Annotated in this window: 20 protein-coding genes; 9 read left to right on the plus strand and 11 right to left on the minus strand. The window is 62.7% G+C overall.

Annotated elements, in window-relative coordinates:
* The first annotated feature begins 83 nt into the window (after positions 1-83).
* From IV098_RS12505 to lnt, 6 genes are read left to right on the plus strand one after another with little or no spacing between them, the layout of a single operon-like run.
* Positions 84-641 (plus strand): YqgE/AlgH family protein, encoded by a 558-nt coding sequence (locus tag IV098_RS12505; RefSeq protein ID WP_296889572.1) that lies wholly within the window; start codon positions 84-86, stop codon positions 639-641.
* Positions 642-649: 8 nt separating this feature from the next.
* Complete coding sequence (gene ruvX, locus IV098_RS12510; RefSeq protein WP_296889575.1) at positions 650-1,087, plus strand: Holliday junction resolvase RuvX; 438 nt, start codon at positions 650-652, stop codon at positions 1,085-1,087.
* Positions 1,068-1,562 (plus strand): bifunctional pyr operon transcriptional regulator/uracil phosphoribosyltransferase PyrR, encoded by a 495-nt coding sequence (gene pyrR, locus IV098_RS12515; protein ID WP_296889545.1) that lies wholly within the window; start codon positions 1,068-1,070, stop codon positions 1,560-1,562. Before ruvX ends, pyrR begins: the two co-directional genes overlap by 20 nt.
* Positions 1,559-2,509, plus strand: a complete 951-nt coding sequence (locus IV098_RS12520; protein ID WP_296889546.1) for an aspartate carbamoyltransferase catalytic subunit — start codon at positions 1,559-1,561, stop codon at positions 2,507-2,509. Before pyrR ends, IV098_RS12520 begins: the two co-directional genes overlap by 4 nt.
* Positions 2,506-3,786, plus strand: coding sequence for a dihydroorotase (locus IV098_RS12525; protein ID WP_296889548.1), 1,281 nt, complete (start codon positions 2,506-2,508; stop codon positions 3,784-3,786). The genes IV098_RS12520 and IV098_RS12525 overlap by 4 nt, the downstream gene beginning before the upstream one ends.
* 44 nt (positions 3,787-3,830) lie before the next feature.
* Positions 3,831-5,330 (plus strand): apolipoprotein N-acyltransferase, encoded by a 1,500-nt coding sequence (gene lnt, locus IV098_RS12530; RefSeq protein WP_296889577.1) that lies wholly within the window; start codon positions 3,831-3,833, stop codon positions 5,328-5,330.
* On the opposite strand, the gene IV098_RS12535 is transcribed toward lnt, so the two are convergent.
* The 3 genes from IV098_RS12535 to coaBC all read right to left on the minus strand — a co-directional run bounded on the left by IV098_RS12535 (position 5,314) and on the right by coaBC (position 8,617).
* Positions 5,314-6,756 (minus strand): diguanylate cyclase, encoded by a 1,443-nt coding sequence (locus tag IV098_RS12535; RefSeq protein ID WP_296889549.1) that lies wholly within the window; start codon positions 6,754-6,756, stop codon positions 5,314-5,316. The genes lnt and IV098_RS12535 overlap by 17 nt on opposite strands.
* Before the next feature lie 177 nt (positions 6,757-6,933).
* Positions 6,934-7,374, minus strand: a complete 441-nt coding sequence (gene dut, locus IV098_RS12540; RefSeq protein WP_296889550.1) for a dUTP diphosphatase — start codon at positions 7,372-7,374, stop codon at positions 6,934-6,936.
* A gap of 22 nt (positions 7,375-7,396) precedes the next feature.
* Positions 7,397-8,617, minus strand: a complete 1,221-nt coding sequence (coaBC, locus tag IV098_RS12545) for a bifunctional phosphopantothenoylcysteine decarboxylase/phosphopantothenate--cysteine ligase CoaBC (RefSeq protein ID WP_296889551.1) — start codon at positions 8,615-8,617, stop codon at positions 7,397-7,399.
* A 16-nt stretch (positions 8,618-8,633) separates the two neighbouring features.
* Between coaBC and radC the strand changes: the two genes are divergently transcribed.
* From radC to rpmG, 3 genes are all read left to right on the plus strand, one after another.
* Positions 8,634-9,308, plus strand: coding sequence for a DNA repair protein RadC (radC, locus tag IV098_RS12550; protein ID WP_296889552.1), 675 nt, complete (start codon positions 8,634-8,636; stop codon positions 9,306-9,308).
* A 111-nt stretch (positions 9,309-9,419) separates the two neighbouring features.
* A complete protein-coding gene (gene rpmB / locus IV098_RS12555) occupies positions 9,420-9,656 on the plus strand; it encodes a 50S ribosomal protein L28 (protein ID WP_296889554.1) in 237 nt (78 codons plus the stop codon).
* An 11-nt stretch (positions 9,657-9,667) separates the two neighbouring features.
* Entirely contained in the window at positions 9,668-9,835 is a 168-nt protein-coding gene (gene rpmG, locus IV098_RS12560; protein ID WP_011313102.1) for a 50S ribosomal protein L33, read from the plus strand.
* Positions 9,836-9,963: 128 nt separating this feature from the next.
* On the opposite strand, the gene IV098_RS12565 is transcribed toward rpmG, so the two are convergent.
* From IV098_RS12565 to IV098_RS12600, 8 genes are all read right to left on the minus strand, one after another.
* Positions 9,964-11,151: a fatty acid desaturase gene (locus tag IV098_RS12565; protein ID WP_296889555.1), complete on the minus strand. Its 1,188-nt coding sequence runs from the start codon at positions 11,149-11,151 to the stop codon at positions 9,964-9,966.
* Between the two features lie 70 nt (positions 11,152-11,221).
* Positions 11,222-12,520 carry a mechanosensitive ion channel domain-containing protein gene (locus IV098_RS12570; RefSeq protein WP_296889556.1) on the minus strand — a complete coding sequence of 433 codons (1,299 nt, stop codon included), beginning with the start codon at positions 12,518-12,520 and terminating at the stop codon, positions 11,222-11,224.
* Between the two features lie 2 nt (positions 12,521-12,522).
* The gene (locus IV098_RS12575) at positions 12,523-13,731 is read right to left on the minus strand and encodes an OmpP1/FadL family transporter (protein ID WP_296889557.1); all 1,209 of its coding nucleotides are present in this window, start codon (positions 13,729-13,731) and stop codon (positions 12,523-12,525) included.
* Between the two features lie 25 nt (positions 13,732-13,756).
* Positions 13,757-15,574: a long-chain fatty acid--CoA ligase gene (locus IV098_RS12580; protein WP_296889558.1), complete on the minus strand. Its 1,818-nt coding sequence runs from the start codon at positions 15,572-15,574 to the stop codon at positions 13,757-13,759.
* A 61-nt stretch (positions 15,575-15,635) separates the two neighbouring features.
* Complete coding sequence (locus IV098_RS12585) at positions 15,636-16,898, minus strand: RsmB/NOP family class I SAM-dependent RNA methyltransferase (RefSeq protein ID WP_296889559.1); 1,263 nt, start codon at positions 16,896-16,898, stop codon at positions 15,636-15,638.
* A gap of 85 nt (positions 16,899-16,983) precedes the next feature.
* Entirely contained in the window at positions 16,984-17,412 is a 429-nt protein-coding gene (locus tag IV098_RS12590) for a phosphate-starvation-inducible PsiE family protein (protein WP_296889561.1), read from the minus strand.
* 33 nt (positions 17,413-17,445) lie between these two features.
* A complete protein-coding gene (locus tag IV098_RS12595) occupies positions 17,446-18,501 on the minus strand; it encodes an AI-2E family transporter (protein ID WP_296889562.1) in 1,056 nt (351 codons plus the stop codon).
* Positions 18,502-18,536: 35 nt separating this feature from the next.
* Positions 18,537-19,196, minus strand: a 660-nt coding sequence (locus tag IV098_RS12600; RefSeq protein ID WP_296889565.1) for a TerC/Alx family metal homeostasis membrane protein, incomplete at its 5' end; no start/stop codon positions are given.

The following is a 19,196-nucleotide window of genomic DNA, read 5'->3' on the forward strand; positions in this document are numbered from 1 at the left end:
TGTGCTGGTCGCTATAGTGGGAGAACAGTGTGCAAAAAGAGGTGTTTGCCGGATTTGAGGCAGATTACAATGGAGGCGTCATGATGGATACCGTCAATCTCACCCACCACTTCCTGATCGCCATGCCCAATATGGTCGATCCGAATTTTCATGGCTCCTTGACCTACATCTGCGAGCACAACGAACAAGGTGCGCTTGGCGTGGTCGTCAACCGGCCGATCGAGCTGGATCTATCGACCCTGTTCGAGCAGATCGGCCTGTCGCTGCCCGAGCGCCTGCACAGTGACATCGTGTATTTCGGCGGACCGGTACAGACCGAGCGCGGGTTTGTCCTGCACACCCCGCCGCTGACCTTCAGTTCCACGCTGACGGTCAGCGACGCCATCAGCCTGACCACGTCGAAAGATGTGCTCGAAGCCGTCAGCAAGGGCGAGGGACCGGAAAAATTCATGGTATCGCTCGGCTACGCCGGCTGGTCGCCCGGCCAGCTGGAAGAAGAACTCAAGCAGAACGCCTGGTTGTCGGTTGCAGCCGACCCGCAGGTGATTTTCGATCTGCCGCCGGAAACCCGCCTGAATGCCGCGATGAAGCTGCTCGGCATCGATTTCGCCAGCCTGTCCGACGAAGCCGGGCACGCTTGAACGCGGACGTGGACTACGCCGATACCCACGGCACGGTGCTGGCCTTCGATCTGGGCCTGAAACGAACCGGCGTCGCCTCGGGCGAGCTGTCGATCGGCGTGGCGCATCCACTCACCGTGATCCAGGCCGAATCCACCGATGCGCGCCTCGCCGCCATCGGCAAACTGATCGCAGAATGGCAACCGGTCCTGCTGGTGCTGGGGCTGCCGACCCATGGCGACGGCAGCGAACATGAAATGACACGGGTAGCGAAAAACTTCGCACGCAAACTAGAATCCAGTTTCAAGCTGCCGGTGTTCTGGGTAGACGAGCGCCATACCAGCACCGCGGCCGAATCCGAACTCCACGCCCGCGGCATCCACGGCAAGAAAAACAAGGCGCTGGTCGACGCAGTGGCTGCCCAACTCATATTGCAAGGTTTTTTCGATGCACGCCTCATTGCCTGACGCCACCACCCTGATTGGCCGGCTCGCCGAAGCCATCGCTCCCACGCTTACCGCGGACACCTACATCGTCGGCATCCACACCGGCGGCGTGTGGGTCGCCGAACGCCTGCATGCGCTGCTGAAATGCACCCAACCGCTCGGCACGCTCGACATCTCGTTCTACCGCGACGACTTTTCGCGCATCGGCCTGCATCCCCAGGTCAAGCCGTCCAACCTACCGTTCGACCTGGAAGGCCGCAGCATCCTGCTGGTGGACGACGTGCTGCACAGCGGCCGCACGGTCCGCGCGGCGATGAACGAACTGTTCGACTACGGTCGTCCGGCGGCCATCCGGCTGGCGGTGCTGATCGACCGCGGCGGCCACGAACTGCCTATCCGTCCGGATTTCGCCGGCCATGTAGTCGATATACCCAAACACCAGAACATCATTCTTTCCCGCCTCGACGACGGCCACCTCACGCTCTCACTTGCATGAACCTACAACTTACAGAAGACGGCAAACTGCATCATCTCCTCACCCTGGATGGCCTGCCCCGCGCCATCCTGACGCAAATTCTCGACACCGCCGAATCCTTCATGGACGTGGGCGAGCGCGAAGTCAAAAAGGTGCCGTTGCTGCGCGGCAAGAGCATTTTCAACCTGTTCTTCGAGCCGTCGACGCGCACCCGCACCACCTTTGAAATCGCCGCCAAGCGCCTGTCTGCCGATGTGGTCAACCTGAACATTTCCACTTCCAGCCAGAGCAAGGGTGAAGCCATCCTCGACACCGTCGACAACCTGTCCGCGATGCATGCCGACATGTTCATCGTGCGCCACAGCCAGTCGGGGGCGGCGCACTTCATCGCGCGCCACGTGGCGCCACACATTTCGGTGGTCAACGCCGGCGACGGCCGCCATGCGCATCCGACGCAGGGCCTGCTCGACATGTTCACCATCCGCCGCTACAAGGGCGCGTTCCACAACCTGACGGTCGCCATCGTCGGCGACGTGCTGCACTCGCGGGTTGCCCGCTCGCAGATCCACGCGCTGACCACGCTGGGGGTGCCCGAGGTGCGGGTGATCGGACCGAAAACCCTGCTGCCGACCGGCATCGAACAGATGGGCGTCAAGGTGTTTCACGACATGGAAGCCGGCCTCAAGGGCTGCGACGTCGTCATCATGCTGCGCCTGCAGAACGAACGGATGAAAAGCGCACGGCTGCCTTCCTCGCAGGAATACTTCAAGTTCTTTGGCCTCACGCCGGAGAAACTGGCGCTGGCCAAGCCCGACGCGATCGTGATGCACCCCGGCCCGATGAATCGCGGCGTCGAGATCGACTCGGCCGTGGCCGACGGTCCGCAGTCGGTGATCCTGCCGCAGGTGACTTACGGCATCGCCGTGCGCATGGCGGTGATGGCGATGCTGGCAGGGGGAACGGCATGAAAATCCATATCCAGAATGGCCGCGTGATCGACCCGATGAACGCACGCGACGAAGTGACCGACCTCTTTATCGCCGCCGGCAAGATCGTCGGTATCGGCCAGCCGCCGGCCGACTTCCATGCCAACCGCACGCTCGATGCCAGCGGCCTGATCGTCTGCCCCGGCCTCATCGACCTATCGGTGCGGCTGCGCGAGCCGGGCTACGAATACAAGGCCACGCTCGAATCCGAAATGCTCGCCGCTGCGGCAGGCGGTATCACTTCGCTGGCCTGCCCGCCCGACACCGATCCGCCGCTGGACGAGCCCGGTCTGGTCGAGATGCTGAAATTCCGCGCCAAGAATCTGCCGGGCCCGCGCGTCTACCCGCTCGGCGCGCTGACGCAAAAACTCGAAGGCAAGCAGATCACGGAAATGGCCGAGCTGACCGAAGCCGGCTGCCGCGCCTTCACCCAGGCCGATGCCCCGATGACGGACACCAATGTGCTGCTGCGCGCGATGGAATACGCGGCCACCTTTGGTTTCAGCCTGTGGCTGCGGCCGCAGGATGTGTCGCTGGCGCACGGCGGCGTGGCGCACGACGGCGCGGTGGCCTCGCGCCTTGGCTTGCCCGGGATTCCCGCGCTGGCCGAAACGGTGGCGCTCGCCACCATCCTGCAACTGGCACGCGAAACCGGCGCCCGCATTCACCTGATGCGCCTGTCCACGCGCGACGGCATTGCAATGGTGCGCGCGGCCAAGGCGCAGGGGCTGGCGGTGAGCTGCGACGTCGCCGCCACCCACGTCCACCTGTCTGAAAACGATCTGGTCGGTTTCGATTCCAACCTGCATCTGTGTCCCCCGCTGCGCAGCCTGCGCGACCGCGACGCCATCCGCGAGGCACTGCGCGACGGCTCCATCGATGCGCTGTGCTCCGACCACACCCCGGTCGACGAGGACGAAAAGCAGGTGCCTTTCGGCGAATCCGCCCCGGGTGCGTCCGGCGTCGAACTGCTGCTGCCGTTGACGCTGAAATGGGCGCGCGAGATGGGCGTGCCCCTGATGCGGGCGCTCGACCTGATTTCGTGGAAACCGGCGCAGATTCTCGGCGTGGTGGGCGGCAATCTGTCGCTCGGCAGCTGCGCCGATATCTGCATCTTCGACGAGCACGCCGACTGGGTGGTGACGTCCAAATCACTCTACAGCCAGAGCGACAACACACCCTTCCTCAACCATCCGATGCAAGGCCGGGTGCGCTACACCGTGATCGACGGCCATCTCGATTTTGAGTCGGCGCGCTGATCGTCCCGGCCCCGGTTCCAGGCATGGCGGGTAAATTCTCCGCCATGCGTCGCGCGTCCTTGCTGTTACCGCTTGTCGCCCTGCTGGCCGGTGCGCTCGCCGTCGGCGGCTTCGCCCCACTCAACCTGTGGCCGCTGCCGCTGCTGAGTCTGGCGCTGCTGTTCGGCATGCTGCTGCGCGTTTCGACGCGGCGCGCCGGGTTCGTCATTGGCTTTGCCTGGGGGTTGGGACTCTTCCTCGCCGGAGTAAGCTGGATCTACATCAGCCTGTCGGTCTACGGCGGCATGGCCATGTGGCTGGCGGGGCTGGCGACGCTGTTGTTCTGCAGCGTGCTGGCGCTGTTTCCTGCGCTGGTGGGTGCGCTGCAGGCCGGCTGGGCGCTTCCCGCTACGCCCAGGCTGGTGCTTGCGCTGCCGCTGCTGTGGGGACTGTCCGAATGGCTGCGCGGTTGGGTGCTGACCGGCTTCCCCTGGCTCAGCCTCGGCTATTCGCAGGTGCCGGCCAGCCCGCTGGCCGGCTATGCGCCGGTGCTGGGGGTGTATGGCGTGTCGTTCATCCTGGCGCTGATCGCCGCCCTGCTGGCGTGGAGCGCCACTCCGCGGCGACCGCCCGCGTTGCGGATCTGGGCGCTCAGCGCAGCCTTGGCGCTCGGCGTCGGCGGTCAGGCCTTGCGCGGCGTTGTCTGGACATCGCCGGTGGGCGCACCGACCTCGGTTGCTTTGCTGCAGGGCAATATTCCGCAAGACATGAAATGGCAGGCCGACAAAACCCGCGCCACGCTCAATGATTATGCGCAGATGGCCGCCGCCGTGCCCGCGCAACTCATCGTCCTGCCGGAAACCGCCCTGCCGCTGTTCGAGTCTGCACTGCCGGAGGCCTATCGCGCGCAGCTGACCGCCATTGGAAAACAGCAGGGCGGTGACCTCCTCGCCGGCCTGCCGACTGGCTCGCCGGATGCGGCTTACTACAACAGCGTCATCAGCCTGGGCAGCGCGCCCAGCCAACGCTATAGCAAGGTTCACCTGGTGCCGTTCGGCGAATACATTCCGCTCAAATCGCTATGGGGTTGGGTGATCAGCGTGCTGCACATCCCGCTGTCGGATTTTGCGCGCGGCGCGCCGGACCAGCGCCCGCTCGCCATCGGCGGCCAGCAGGTGGCCGTCAATATTTGTTACGAGGATGTCTTTGGCGAGGAAATCATCCGCCAGCTGCCCGCCGCGACAGTGCTGGTCAATGTCAGCAATCTGGCTTGGTTCGGCAATTCGTTCGCGCCCTGGCAGCACGCGCAGATGTCGCAGATGCGCGCGCTGGAAAGTGGCCGCATGATGCTGCGCGCCACCAATACCGGGCTCACCGCCATCATCGATCCACAGGGCCGGCTGCTCGCCACCCTGCCGCCGTTCACCCGTGGCAGCCTCGGCGGATCGATCCAGGGCTACGCCGGCAGCACACCCTATGTGCGCTGGGGCAATGCCGCGATATTGGCGGTGTGGGGAATGTTGGGTCTGGGATTGTGGCGCGCCGGGTTTAAGCGGCGGCCCTGATCCGCGTCACGTTGCGGCCGCTGCGCTTGGCTTCCAGCAAGGCCGCGTCGGCGCGTGCCAGCGCCTCGTTTTCTTCCTTGTCGTCGCGACTGTATTCGGACAGGCCGCCGCTCCATGACAGCCGCTGCGTCACGCCCTTGATCAGCTCCACGCTTTCCGGCATGTTGGCACGCAGCCGTTCAGCCAGCTCCTGCGCACGCTCCAGCGGCGTGAAAGGGAACAGCACGCAAAATTCGTCGCCGCCGAGGCGCGCGATGAAGTCGCTGTTGCGCAGGGTGATTTTCAGCGCCTCGCCGAATTTGATGATCAGTTGATCGCCCGCTTCGTGACCGAAGGTGTCGTTGACCTGCTTGAAGTTATCGATATCCATGATCAGCAGGCTGTGCGACCAGCCGTCCTTCATGCTGGCGAACAACTCCTTCTGTTTCTCGTCGAAACTGCGCCGGTTGTTGACTTGCGACAGGTGGTCGAGGCGCGCCTGCGACGTCACTTCCTTTTGCTTGCCGAGCATGATCTTGCCGATTTTCAGCATGGTCTCGATCGGCGAGATGAATTCTTCCAGGCTCACCGGGTAATCCGCGCGCAGGCGCTGTTGCCGCAAATCATTGGTGAAGCGCACCAGCATGCGCAGGCTGTCGCCGACGCGATTGCGCACCGTCAGCGTAAACGCCATCACCAGCACGGCAATCAGCAGGCTGGCCAACAACCATCCCAGGAAATACGGCGCGACGCGTTCGATCACCGGCTTTTCGTAACGCCACACGGCGATCGTCCACGGCGTACCCGCCAACGCGATCCAGTTCGGCGCATTGCGCGATTTGATGGCCTGATTGCCGCGCCGCATCAGCACGCTGGCCGTACCTTCGCCCTGTTTTTGCTGCAATTCGGCGTAAGCCGCCGCATCCGGCAGCGGCAGGGTGTCAAACAAGGCCTGCAATTGCGGCATGCTCTGTTCAACGATGACGACGCCCAGACGCTTGCCCTCGGCGCTCACCACCGGATGCGAGATCGACAGGCTGAAGCTGGCGGATGCGCTCTCGCCGCCGCGTCCAGCCGTGGCGATCAGCTGCCGCGTGTCGCCGGGCAAAAAGCCGGGTAACAACTGATTCTGCCCAGCCGTGACAAACAATACGGTTGCATCCTGATTCAACGCGTGCAGGTTGGCGGCCTGCGCCTGGCACACGGCCGGAGCCGCCGTGGCAAAACATTCCAGGGTTTGCGGGTGGGTGGCGATCCGCGCTGCAGTGCGCTGCATCGCGGTGGCCAGAAACTCGATCTGCGTGGCCATCACCGGTTTGTCGAGTTCGTCCATCACCACCGAGGCCTCTGGCCGCGTCAGGTAAATCGCGGCCGTGACCAGCCCGGTCAGCAGCACGAGGGCTGCAACCAGGCTCAGGCCAAACCGCAATATGGACGAAGGACGCATAAAATTTAAAGCAACAAGCTCCAGACGTTTGAGGGTTACGTTTGTTCGCAATCACAGGCAACGCGTTTCCGGATGCCTGCAGACACACAGTTCAGCAAAATCCATGCCCCGATACGAACACACCCGGCAGGCTGGCCTGTCGGGTGTGTGGATTGTTCAATGTAAAAAATTTCGACTTTATTGCCTGCCGGTGCTGCCGAAGCCCGCTTCGCCGCGTTGACTTCCCTCAAATTCGTCCACCAGATTGAACTCGGCCTGCACCACCGGCACGATCACCAGTTGCGCCAGCCGCTCCAGCGGCGCCAGCTCGAACGGCTGCTGGCTGCGGTTCCACGCCGACACCATGAGCTGGCCTTGATAATCCGAATCGATCAGGCCCACCAGATTGCCCAGCACGATGCCGTGCTTGTGGCCCAGGCCCGAGCGCGGCAGGATCAGCGCAGCGTAGCCGGGGTCGGCCAGATGGACGGCCATGCCGGTCGGAATCAAGCGGGTTTCGCCCGGAACCAGTACGATCGTACTATCGATGCATGCCCGTAAATCGAGTCCGGCCGCCCCCGCAGTGGCGTAATGCGGCAGCTGTTCGCGCAGGCGAGCGTCGAGAATCTTCACATCCATCTTCATATTCGTCGGAATTTCGTCAGTTAAGCAGGGTTACGAGATGGCGTACCAGAAGGCGCGCCTGGGTCAATTTATCGGCATGCGGCAGCGGATGCTGCCCCTGGGCGTCGAACAGCACCAGCTCGGCGGCATCCTGACCCAGCGTGTCCTGCGCCAGATTTCCCACCAGCAGCGGCAGCTTTTTGCGCAGGCGCTTGGCCTCGGCGTATTCGGCCAGACGCTCGGTCTCGGCGGCAAAGCCCACGCAAAACGGCGCATCGGGCAGGGCCGCCACTTCGGCCAGGATGTCGGGGTTGGCGATCAGTTGCAGGGTGAACGGATCGGTGCTTTTCTTGATTTTTTGCGTGGCAGCGCCATCCACCCGGTAATCGGCCACGGCCGCCACCGCGATGAATACGTCGCCCGGTAGCTCGGCCAGCACGGCCGCGCGCATCTCGGCCGCGCTTTCCACCGCAATGCGGCGCACCCCCGCGGGCGGCGTAAGGCAGGTGGGGCCTGACACCAGGATCACTTCGGCCCCCGCCTCGGCCGCGGCTTGCGCCACCGCATAGCCCATCTTGCCGGAGCTGCGGTTGGTCAGCCCGCGCACCGGGTCGATCGCCTCGAACGTCGGTCCTGCGGTCATCACGATCCGCTTGCCTGCCAGCGGCCCGGCGGACAGCAAACCGCTCAGGGCGGCTGCAATCTCGCTGGCTTCCAGCATGCGTCCCAGTCCAGTTTCGCCACACGCCTGCTCGCCCGCAGCCGGGCCCAGCACGGTCACGTCGTCTGCGACGAGTTGTTCGAGATTGCGGCGGGTTGCCAACGCCGCCCACATTTCGCGGTTCATTGCCGGCGCCACCACCAGCCGACAGGAGCGCGCCAGACACAGGGTGGACAGCAGATCGTCTGCGCGGCCGTGGGCGAGTTTGGCCAGAAAATCCGCGGAAGCCGGTGCCACCAGCACAAGATCGGCCGTACGCGACAGATGGATATGTTCCATCCCGTCGCCACTGGCGGCATCCCACAGCGAAGTCAGCACCGGTTGACCGGACAGGGCTTGAAAGGTCAGCGGCGCGACAAACTGCTGGGCCGCAGCCGTCATCACCACCCGCACCTCGGCCCCCGCCTTGACCAGCAACCGGCACAGCTCGGCTGCCTTATAGGCAGCAATGCCGCCCGTCACGCCCAAAATGATTTTTTTATGTGTCAGTGACACGACTCCGCTTCCCAGCGCACACTTCCATGACAATACCGGCATTCTAACAGGGGTGAATATGGCGATTTGCGACTGGCCACTGGACACACGTCCGCGCGAGAAACTGCTCAAACAGGGCGCAGCTGCGCTCACCGACGCCGAGTTGGTCGCGGTATTCCTGCGCACCGGGGTGGTCGGCAAGAGCGCCGTCGATCTGGGGCGCGAACTGATCGAACGGTTTGGCGGCCTCGGCGGTTTGTGCCGCGCCGACAGGCAGGCGGCCTGCGCCGCACCCGGCGTCGGCGAAGCCAAATACGCCTTGCTGCAAGCGGTGATGGAAATGGCACGGCGCACGCTGGCCGAGGACATGCAGGCAGGCGATGCGCTGAGTTCACCCCACGCCGTACGCGACTACCTGCGGCTGATCCTGCGCGGCAAGGAATACGAGGTGTTCTGCTGCGTCTTTCTCGATGCGCAAAACCGGGTGATCGCGGTGGAAGAACTGTTTCGCGGCACGCTGACGCAAACCAGCGTCTACCCGCGCGAGATCGTCAAGCGCGCTTTGGCGCATAACGCAGCCGCGCTGATCCTGGCGCACAACCACCCAAGCGGCGTGGCCGAACCCAGCCAGGCCGACCGCATCCTCACCCGCAAACTAGCGGAAGCCCTGGCGCTGGTGGACGTCCGCGTGCTCGATCATTTCATCGTCGCAGGCGCGTCCTCATTGTCGTTCATGGAGTCGGGCCAACTTTGAACCCGGCCCGGACTTGCCTCATTGCGAAAGGCTGTGGTATAAATCGCGGTTCTCGGGTTTGCCTCTACCGGCTCACCCCAACCAGTTAACCCTCAATTTTGGAGCAGCATCATGGCTCGCGTATGTGTCGTAACGGGCAAGAAGCCCATGGTTGGAAACAACGTTTCCCACGCCAACAATAGAACCAAGCGTCGTTTCTTGCCCAACCTGCAATACCGCCGGTTCTGGGTTGAAAGCGAAAACCGCTGGATTCGCCTGCGTCTGTCCACGGCTGCCCTGCGCACCATCGACAAGAACGGCATCGAAACCGTTCTGGCTGACCTGCGCGCCAACGGCGTAGCTGTTTAAGGAGACCCACCATGGCTAAAGGCGGACGCGAAAAGATCAAGCTGGAGTCCACTGCGGGCACCGGTCACTTCTACACCACCACCAAGAACAAAAAGACCATGCCGGAGAAAATGGAGATCAGCAAGTTCGATCCCAAGGCTCGCAAGCATGTGATGTACAAGGAAACCAAGCTGAAATAAGCTGGCTTCCGCCCAACAAAAAACCCGCCAGTTGGCGGGTTTTTTGTTGGGCGGAATGTGTGTGCCTCAAACATGGGACACCCGTACGGGGGCGGATCACCGTCGGCACGGGGCCGGTTACGTCCGCGTCAGGCGTAGCAGCGCAGACGCACCGAAAAATCCTTCAACGACTCCACACCGCTTTCTTCGGCGCGCTTGCACCAGGCTTGCAACTGCTCCAGCAATTGCTCGCGGCTGGCAGTCGAACGCCCCCAAATGGCCGCCAGTTCCTGACGCATGCGGTAAACCGTTTGCAGGCGCTCGCTTTTGCCCAATAGCGTGTCAAGCTCGGCCTTGTCGGCTGCGGCCAGTTCAGTCGGATCCTTGTACAGCCAGCCGCGGAAACTATCGAGATTCCAGTTTTGCGGCAGGTTCGAGCCCGCTTTCAGTTTGGCAATTTCGGCCGCGCTGTCATCACGCACGCTTTTCACAAAGCGCGTCATCACGTCGTAACGATGCGTGATCACGGCTTGCAGCGTATCGAAATCGCACAAGGGTTTGGCGGGCAGCCACTTCACGGTTGGCGCCAGTTTGCGCACGGTGGCAAGCCCAGCATAAGTCATCAGCTTGATATACAGCCAGCCAATGTCGAATTCGTACCACTTGTTCGACAGGCGTGCCGAGGTGCCATAGGCATGGTGGTTGTTGTGCAGTTCTTCGCCACCGATCAGGATGCCCCACGGCGAAATATTGGTGCTGGCGTCTTCGCAGGCAAAGTTGCGGTAGCCCCAGTAATGGCCCGCGCCATTGATGATGCCCGCCGCCATGATCGGCATCCATGCCATCTGCACTGCCCAGATGGTCAGGCCGATCGGGCCGAACACGGCGAGGTTGATGATCATCATCAACGCAACGCCCATGGCCGAATGACGGCTGTAAACATTCCGTTCCATCCAGTCATCGGGCGAGCCGTGGCCGTATTTTTCCAGGGTTTCCGCCACTTTGGCTTCAGCGCGATACAGCTCAGCGCCTTCCAGCAGCACTTTCATGATGCCCCGCGTTTGCGGGCTGTGCGGATCTTCGACCGTTTCACATTTGGCGTGGTGCTTGCGGTGAATCGCAACCCATTCCTTGGTCACGACGCCCGAGGTGAGCCACAACCAGAAACGGAAAAAATGGCTGACGATGGGGTGCAGGTCGACCGCGCGGTGTGCCTGTGAGCGATGCAGAAAAATGGTGATGGCTGCGATGGAAACATGGGTCAGCGCCAGGGTAATCAGCACGTACTGCCACCATTGCAGGTTCCAACCCGGTAAAGCCAACAGGCTTGACAGCATAGTCTTGAACTCCAGTAATTAAGACAAATTAGTCTGATATTATACGGAGAATTTCCATAAAAATCAATGACTACTTATTGATTGCCGGGGCCAGCGCTCCGCTCAAATGGATCACGCGTTGCGGGAAAGGAATTTCGATGCCGGCAGCCTTGAATCCGCGCCAGATGGCCCAGTTGATATCCGAACGCAGATTGCCCTGGCCTTCGTTGGCGTCGCGTATCCACACCCCCAGCTCCATCTGGATGCCGTTGTCGGCAAAATCCCGCAGAAACACCTTGGGCAGATACTCGGTTTCATCCTGTATCACCCGCTCCTGCGCGCGCGCGGCATCCAGCATGAGTTCCCTGGCCAACTCCAGATCCGCGTCATAGGACACCTGCACCGGGATCCCGATCCGCACATTGGGTTTGGATAGGGAATGATTGATCACGCTCTGAGTAATCAGAGTCTCGTTCGGCACGATAGTTTCAGTGCCGTCCAGCCCTTTCAGCAGGGTATAGCGCGTGTTGATCTGGCTGACTTCGCCATATTTGTTGTCCACCGTCACCAGATCGCCGATGCGCACCGAGCGGTCGAGCAGGATGATGAACCCGGAGATGTAGTTGCTGGCCACCTTTTGCAGGCCAAAGCCGATCCCGACGCCGATCGCACCGCCCAGCACCGACAGCACGGTGAGATCGATACCCACTGTGGGCAGGGCCACCAGGACCGCCACGATCAGCAGGACCGTACGCGCCGCTTTCGACAAAGCCATCCGCAGCGACAGGTTCATGTCGGTGAGGCCCATCAGGCGACGTTCGAGCAAGCGCGCCAGCGTGAGGGCCAGAATGATCGCCACCACAATCACCACCGCCGCCTGCCCCAGCAACCACAGGGAGAAACGGTGGTTGCCCGACTGGAACGACAGCGCCTCCATGGCCGCGTGGATACGTGGCAGCAATCCCGTCAGGTGCAGGGCAAACGCGCCCCAGATCAGCCAGACCGCCAGACGCTCCCAGGTTTTCAGGGACTCACGCGGCTCGAACACATAGCGCAGCGAGAACACCACGGCACGCACCAGCACCAGCGACAACAGCAGCGGAACGGCCACGTCGAGCAGCGGCGTCGAACGCAGACCAAGCTCCGCCGCCTCGCGACCGACCAGCAAGGCCAGCAAAAACAGCAGCGGAAAACCGATGCGCTTTAACCCTTCGTGCCCGGCGGAACGGGCAAACTCAGATTCATCCAGCCACGTACGCGCCTGCCGCCGCACCCCCCACGCCGCCAGCGCGCACACCACCAGCACGCCGACCTGCCACAGCAACCGGTAATCGTGGCTGTCGGCGATCAGCCGGCTGATCAGGTTATCGAGCGGGATGGTCTGCAGCATGCTCAGAAGTTCAACGTCAATTGCGCGGACAGAATGTCGACCGAGCCTTCATAAGTTCCGCTCAACGTCGCTCCATTTTCAACTTTGTTGATGCGCGCGTCATCAATGAAGAGATGCGCATAACCGACATCAAGAATACTCGTGTCCGACAGGCGGTACTGCGCACCGAATGCCAGCCAGGTACGGCTTTCGTCGGGGATGCGCGCGGTTCGATAGGCATCGGACACCGGCGTTTCGTCATATGCCACACCGCCGCGCAGGGTCAGCTTGTCGTCAAAATGATAGTTCGCCCCGACCGAATAGCGATAGCTGTCATCCCAGTTTTCAATTGTCGGCGTTCCGAGCACAGCGCCGCTTTCTCTCACGATGCGCAATTCGTAAAAATTACTCCAGCCGGTCCAAGTAACATCTGCCAGCACGTCCCAACGTGCGCCCAGCTTGTGAAAAATGCTCAACGAAGCGGAGTCCGGCAGAGAGAGGCTTGCGCTCACCGGACCGTTGAGCGCCGGCATCCCGCTAAAAGTGGCATCGCCTTCCAGCGTCTGATCGACTTCTGAATGATAAGCAAAACCGATCCGCGTAGCTTCGCTCATCTGCCACAAGGCCCCCAAATTGAAGCCCCATCCATAGTTATCGCCCTCGACAGTCACCAGACCGGCCGGACTGCTGTTCGTAAGCGTCGCCTCGGCATACTGGATGCTGACGCCCGCACCCAGCGACAGCGTCTCGCTCGCCTGCCAGGCAATCGCAGGATTGAGGTTGATTGTCTTCAGCTCGGACTTGATCGCCTGGGTACGCCCCATCCAGCTGCTGTCGTATTCGGTTTTCAAGCCGAACGGTGCATACAGGCCCACGCCCAGCCGCACATCCGGCGACAGGCGATAAGCGAAATAGGCGTTCGGCACAAAGGCCAGATCGCCCGCATCGCCGCCATCGCCGCCGCCGATTGCGGGGCTCACCGTACCAGCGAATTCTGCATGCGGACTGATCAGGCTGCCTGCCAGCACCAGCTGGCTATCCGGCAACAGCGTCATCCCGGCCGGGTTGAAATAGATCGTGCTGGCATCCTGCGCGCTGGCAGCCTGGCCGGCATAGGCGTTGCCGAGGCCGCTGGCGTTCTGCTCGATCAGCGCAAATCCTGCTGCGTGCGCGAGGCTGCCGCAACCGGCCAAAGCCAGGCCGAGTGCGAGGCGGTTGAAACGAATCTTCATGCAATGCTCCCTTGTTGTGCTTGTTTCAGGTGCGCGCGAAATCAGCATACATGGCCTCGACCGCCGGGCGGTAACGCTCAAGGATCAGGCTGCGCTTGATTTTGAGCGTCGGGGTTAGCAAACCATTGTCGACCGTCCACGGCGTAAGCTCGGGGTGCAGGCGGCGGATCTGCGCGTAACCCGGAAAATGTTTGAGGTGCGACGCCACCCGCCGGGTCAGCGCCTTGAGCACCCGCGGGTCGCTCAGTGCGGTCGGCTGGGTGGGGTCGATGTCGAGACTGGCAGCGAAGCGTTGCCAGTGATCCTCGTTCAGCACCGTCAGCGCGGCCAGATAAGGCTTGCCTTCGCCGACCAGCATCACCTGCTCGAACAAGGGATCGAGCAGAATGGCCGACTCCATTTCGCTGGGCGGCACTTTCTCGCCGTTGTTCAGCACGATGATGTCCTTGATCCGGCCGATGATGCTGAAATGACCGTTGGCATCCAGCCGCGCCTTGTCGCCACTGTGCAGCCAGCCGTCGGCATCGATCATCGCGCGCGTGGCGGCCTCGTCTTTCCAGTAGCCGCGCATCACGCATTTGCTGCGCGTGAGCAGCTCGTCGTTGTCGCCTATCCTGACCTCGACGCCAGCCAGGGGCAGGCCGATGCTCGCCGGCACGTTGGATTCCGGACGGTTGACGCACACCACCGGACTGGTTTCGGTGAGCCCGTAGCCCTGATACAAGGGCAGGCCAAGGCCGATGAACACGCGCGCAATGTCGGGCGTCAACGCGGCGCCGCCGGACACGGCCACCGTGAGCCGGCCGCCCAGCTTGTCGGTCACGGTGCGCGCCACCAGCTTGTGCAGCAGTGGCCACAGCCATAATTCGGGATGCCAGGCCGCGCGTCCCTGCGCATGCTCGAAGCGGCGCCAACCCACGCGTACGGCGAGATTGAACAATAGCCTCGCCAGCGGGCTCTTCTTCGCCAGTCCGTCCTGAATCCGCCCATACACCCGCTCGTAAATGCGCGGCACCGAGATCAGCGCAGTCGGGCGGATCGCTTCCAGATCCTTGGCCAGCAGCGCGATCGAGCGCGCATAGGCGACTTCGGCACCCAGCAGCATCGGCAGGTAATAGCCTCCGGTCCGCTCCAGCGTGTGCGACAGCGGCAGGAAAGACAGAAACACCGGATGCTCGCCAAAATCCGCGCACTGCGCCGCAGCGTAGGCATTCCACAACATGTTCGCGTGCGTCAGCATCACGCCCTTGGGGCGACCTGTGGTGCCGGAGGTGTAGACGATACTGGCCAGCTGCTCAGCATCGAGCGGGGATTCGGGGACCGGCGTGTTGGCCGCATCGGCCAGCCAGTCTGCGGCGACGACCGGGTGCAGACTCGATCCGGCCACGCCGTTTTCCGGTGCCGCCAGACAGACGATGCGTTGCAGGCTCGCCACCGGGCCGGCGATCTCGGCAAGATTCTTGTGCTGGAATTTGCCCTCGACCAGCAACAGCCTGACGTCGGCATGATTGAGGATGTAGGCGGCGTTGTCGGGCCGGTCGTCCAGATACAGCGGCACCGTCACCAGTCCCAGCCCCAGCGCGGCCTGGTCGAAGATCACCCATTCGACGCAATTCTTCAGCATCAGGGCCACGCGATCGCCGGGAGACAGCCCTTCCCGGATCAGCGCGGCCTGCCAGCGCCTGACCTCGGCAGCAACCTGCGCCCAGGTAAAAGCAATCCACTCGCCCGTCGCCTCGTCAAACTGCCGGTAGGCGACCTGCTCCGGACTGGCCGCGACGCGTGCGCGGAACAGGCCGCACAAGGTCGCTAACGCGTCGGGATGAGGGAAAGCTGCCGCCATTGCAAGATCAACCTCGCAAACCAATGAATATCCGCATTGATAACCGTAATGCCCCGGCCGGTCAAACAGCCGTTTTGACCATGGCTGCCTTGATCAGTACCGCTGCAAAAAAACCATCAGTCCCATGCACGGCCGGTGAAAGCTTCAGCATCACGCCGGTATCCAGATCGATCTTGTTCTGCGCAAGCAAGGCATTCACCGGCTCCAGGCTAAAGCCGCCTTCCGCCAGCAAGCCTTCGACGATGGCCTCGTTCTCGTCCGGCAACAGGCTGCAGGTGGCGTACACCAGCCGGCCGCCGGGCTTCAGCAGCCTGGCGGCCGCACGCAGGATCGCGGCCTGCTTTTGCGTCAGTTCCGCCACGCTTTCGGGCGACTGGCGGAATTTCAGGTCGGGGTTGCGGCGCAGCGTGCCCAGCCCTGAACACGGCGCATCGACCAGCACGCGGTCGAGCTTGCCGGCCAAGCGCTTCACCCGCGTGTCGTTTTCCGATGCGATCAGCTGCGGCATCACGTTGGACAAACCCGATCGCGCCAGGCGCGGCTTCAGGTTGGCCAGGCGCTTTTCCGCCACGTCGAAGGCATACAGGCGCCCGGAAGACGCCATCATCGCGCCGATGGCGAGCGTCTTGCCGCCCGCGCCGGCACAGAAATCGCACACCATTTCGCCGCGCCGTGCGCCCAGCAGCAAAGCCAGCAACTGGCTGCCGTCGTCCTGCACTTCGAGGCTGCCGTCGACGAACAGCGGATGGCGGTTGATCGCCGGATGCTCCTTGAAGCGGATACCCCACGGCGAATACGGCGTCGGCTCGGCCACAAAGCCTTCCGCCTGCAGCCGCGCCAGCACGCTGTCGCGGTCGGCCTTGAAACTGTTGACCCGCACGTCCAGCGGCGCGGGCAACTGCAGGGCGCGGCCGAGCGCGAGGATGTCGGCGTCGCTCATCGACGGCTGCAGTTTCTCGATCACCCATTCGGGCAGTTCGGCGGCGGTGGCCAGCGGCAAGTCATCGGTTTTGGCGTTGCGGATATGCGCAATCAGTTCGGGTTTGGCGAACTGTTCCAGCGTCGCGCCGCTCATGCCGCGCACCTTGATCAGCCAGGCGACGATCAGCGTGCGCGGATTGGCGGCGGGCACCACGACAGACAGATAGCGGTAGCGTCGCAACACGCCGAACACCGCTTCGGCGACAAATGCGCGGTCGTGCGAGCCGAGTTTCTTGTGCTCGCGAAAGAACGCCGACAGCACCGCATCGGCCGGGCGTTTGAAATCCAGCACCAGATCGAGCGCCTGGGTGGCGAGTTGCAGCAGGGGCGGAGTCAGTTCCATCAGTGAGCGTAGGACCGGTTGGCAGGCAGCGGAGGCCTGCAATAAGACAGATAAGGCGCTGCCTGAATTTCAGGCAGCCTTGAATTCAGGGCGGCGTATCCCGGCCGTTGGGGACGTCTTGATACGGGAAGCGCACATGGCCATAACGAATCACCAGCACGGCCGCCGCCAGCAACAGCATCGAGGCGGTTACGCCCAGCATGCGCCAGACATCAAGGCTTTTCATGTCCAGCACCAGGTAACGCGCCAGCGCCACGATCGCGATATAGATGGGGAAACGTACTGGCAACTGGCCGGACCGGAAATACACCCCGACCATGGCGAAAATTTCGAGATACAAGAACAGCAACAGCAGATCGGCCAGCGTCACGGTGCCTGCGGTGACCATGGTCCTCACCTCGATCACGCCAGCCACCACCGTCGCCAGGGTGATGACGAGGAGACCGATGGTCTCGAACACGCTCAGCGCGTTAAGGGCCAGACGGGAAAACATGCGGTCTTTGGCTGGATTCATGACGCCCCCGGGCAAACGAGGCGCAAGGATACCTTAGCCCACACGCTTGTGCACCAGCCACTCGCGCCAGATGGCGACCGACACGGCAAGCAGCACCGGCCCCAGAAACAGGCCGATCAGGCCGAAGGCATTGAGCCCGCCCAGCACCCCCAGAAACACCAGCAGGAAAGGGATCCGGGTCGGCCCGCTGATGACCAACGGGCGGATCAAGTTGTCGATCCAGCTCACCACCAGCGCGCCCCACAGGAACAGGCCCAACGCAGCCTGGGTCTCACCTTGCGCCAGCAAGCCGAGCGACAGACCGAGCCACACCACCGGACCGACGAACGGAATCAGCGATATCAGCGCCGTGATCACCCCCCACAGCGCCGGTGCGGTAATGCCCGCCACCCAGTAGCCCAGTCCGGCGAGCACGCCCTGCGCGACGGCGGTCAGCACGATGCCGAACACCACCGCGCGCACGGTGACGCCCACCGCCTGGATATAGCCACGCGCCGATTCACCCAACCAACGGGTCGCCACCCGGCGAAACTGCGTCAGCACCTCGTCGCCGTGGCGATACAGAAAAAACAGGGCGAACACGGCAATGCCGAATTTGGCCGCATTGCGTCCCACGCCGCCCAGGAATGCCTTCAGCGCCGTCGCATCCAGCAAGCCCAGCGCCGTCATTTGCGCGCGCGCCCATTCGGCATCGCCCTGCACGCGACCGTATTGCGCAATCAACCAGTCGGCGGCGGGCCAGTCACGTACGCCAACCGGCAAGGGCGGCAGTCCCTCGGCAGCCAGGCGTTTGAGAATGACCGACGCCGTTGCCACGTCGCCCACCACGGTGAACATGACCCACAGCAGCGGCAGCAACAGCGTGGCCGCCACGACCAGCGTCATCAGCAGGGCAACGACATTCTCACGCCCCGGCAAACGGCGACCGACAAGCTGATGCAGCGGCCAGGTCACATAGACGAGGATGCCAGCCCATGCCAGCGAGGCAAAAAACGGCGAGAGCACCCAGAAGGTACTGCCAAAAATGAAGACCAGAAATGCAAAGGCCGCGATGCGACGTGCGAGTGGCGAGTCGATATTGGTCGGCATGGGGCCCCGTCAGGCCAGCCAGCGGGCACCGCGCATCAACGCGACGCAGGCGGCTTGCGCGTCACCCACAGGCTGGCAAACATGAAAGTCGCAATGATGAGGCCGACGATGCCCAACGACAATCCGATCGGGATTTTGTAGAAATCGACAATCAGCATCTTCGCGCCGACGAACACCAGCACCATCGCGAGACCGTATTTCAGCAAATGGAAACGGTCGGCGAGCCCCGCCAGCATGAAGTACATCGCGCGCAGGCCGAGGATGGCAAAGATGTTCGAAGTGAACACGATGAAGGGATCGGTGGTGATGGCGAAAATCGCCGGGATCGAATCGACTGCAAAAATCAGGTCGGACAGCTCGATCATGATCAGCACCAGGAACAGCGGCGTGAACATGCGTACGCCGTTCTCCCGCACCCAGAATTTTTCGCCGCGATAATCCGGCGTCAGGCGCAGATGGCGTTTGAACCAGGCCAGCAGCGGATTCTGGTTCATGTCCGGCTCGGCCTCGGCCACCATCAGCATCTTGATGCCGGTGATGACGAGGAAGGCGCCGAACAGATACAGAATCCAGTGGAACTCCTGCACCAGCCATGCGCCCGCGCCGATCACCACGGCGCGCATCACGATCGCACCGATCACGCCGTAGATCAGCACGCGCCGCTGGTATTCCGCCGGCACCGCGAAGAAGCTGAA

It is taken from the genome of Thiobacillus sp. (assembly GCF_018780105.1).
Taxonomy (GTDB): domain Bacteria; phylum Pseudomonadota; class Gammaproteobacteria; order Burkholderiales; family Thiobacillaceae; genus Thiobacillus.

What these genes read in the sequence shown, in the direction of transcription:
- lnt (WP_296889577.1), top strand. Translation starts at nt 3,831, where the DNA reads ATGCGTCGCGCGTCCTTGCTGTTACCGCTTGTCGCCCTGCTGGCCGGT.
- coaBC (WP_296889551.1), bottom strand. Translation starts at nt 8,617, where the DNA reads ATGCCGGTATTGTCATGGAAGTGTGCGCTGGGAAGCGGAGTCGTGTCA.
- IV098_RS12505 (WP_296889572.1), top strand. Translation starts at nt 84, where the DNA reads ATGGATACCGTCAATCTCACCCACCACTTCCTGATCGCCATGCCCAAT.
- IV098_RS12565 (WP_296889555.1), bottom strand. Translation starts at nt 11,151, where the DNA reads ATGCTGTCAAGCCTGTTGGCTTTACCGGGTTGGAACCTGCAATGGTGG.
- IV098_RS12595 (WP_296889562.1), bottom strand. Translation starts at nt 18,501, where the DNA reads ATGCCGACCAATATCGACTCGCCACTCGCACGTCGCATCGCGGCCTTT.
- dut (WP_296889550.1), bottom strand. Translation starts at nt 7,374, where the DNA reads ATGGATGTGAAGATTCTCGACGCTCGCCTGCGCGAACAGCTGCCGCAT.
- IV098_RS12520 (WP_296889546.1), top strand. Translation starts at nt 1,559, where the DNA reads ATGAACCTACAACTTACAGAAGACGGCAAACTGCATCATCTCCTCACC.
- IV098_RS12525 (WP_296889548.1), top strand. Translation starts at nt 2,506, where the DNA reads ATGAAAATCCATATCCAGAATGGCCGCGTGATCGACCCGATGAACGCA.
- rpmG (WP_011313102.1), top strand. Translation starts at nt 9,668, where the DNA reads ATGGCTAAAGGCGGACGCGAAAAGATCAAGCTGGAGTCCACTGCGGGC.
- IV098_RS12535 (WP_296889549.1), bottom strand. Translation starts at nt 6,756, where the DNA reads ATGCGTCCTTCGTCCATATTGCGGTTTGGCCTGAGCCTGGTTGCAGCC.
- IV098_RS12570 (WP_296889556.1), bottom strand. Translation starts at nt 12,520, where the DNA reads ATGCTGCAGACCATCCCGCTCGATAACCTGATCAGCCGGCTGATCGCC.
- IV098_RS12585 (WP_296889559.1), bottom strand. Translation starts at nt 16,898, where the DNA reads ATGGAACTGACTCCGCCCCTGCTGCAACTCGCCACCCAGGCGCTCGAT.
- IV098_RS12575 (WP_296889557.1), bottom strand. Translation starts at nt 13,731, where the DNA reads ATGAAGATTCGTTTCAACCGCCTCGCACTCGGCCTGGCTTTGGCCGGT.
- IV098_RS12590 (WP_296889561.1), bottom strand. Translation starts at nt 17,412, where the DNA reads ATGAATCCAGCCAAAGACCGCATGTTTTCCCGTCTGGCCCTTAACGCG.
- IV098_RS12580 (WP_296889558.1), bottom strand. Translation starts at nt 15,574, where the DNA reads ATGGCGGCAGCTTTCCCTCATCCCGACGCGTTAGCGACCTTGTGCGGC.
- pyrR (WP_296889545.1), top strand. Translation starts at nt 1,068, where the DNA reads ATGCACGCCTCATTGCCTGACGCCACCACCCTGATTGGCCGGCTCGCC.
- rpmB (WP_296889554.1), top strand. Translation starts at nt 9,420, where the DNA reads ATGGCTCGCGTATGTGTCGTAACGGGCAAGAAGCCCATGGTTGGAAAC.
- radC (WP_296889552.1), top strand. Translation starts at nt 8,634, where the DNA reads ATGGCGATTTGCGACTGGCCACTGGACACACGTCCGCGCGAGAAACTG.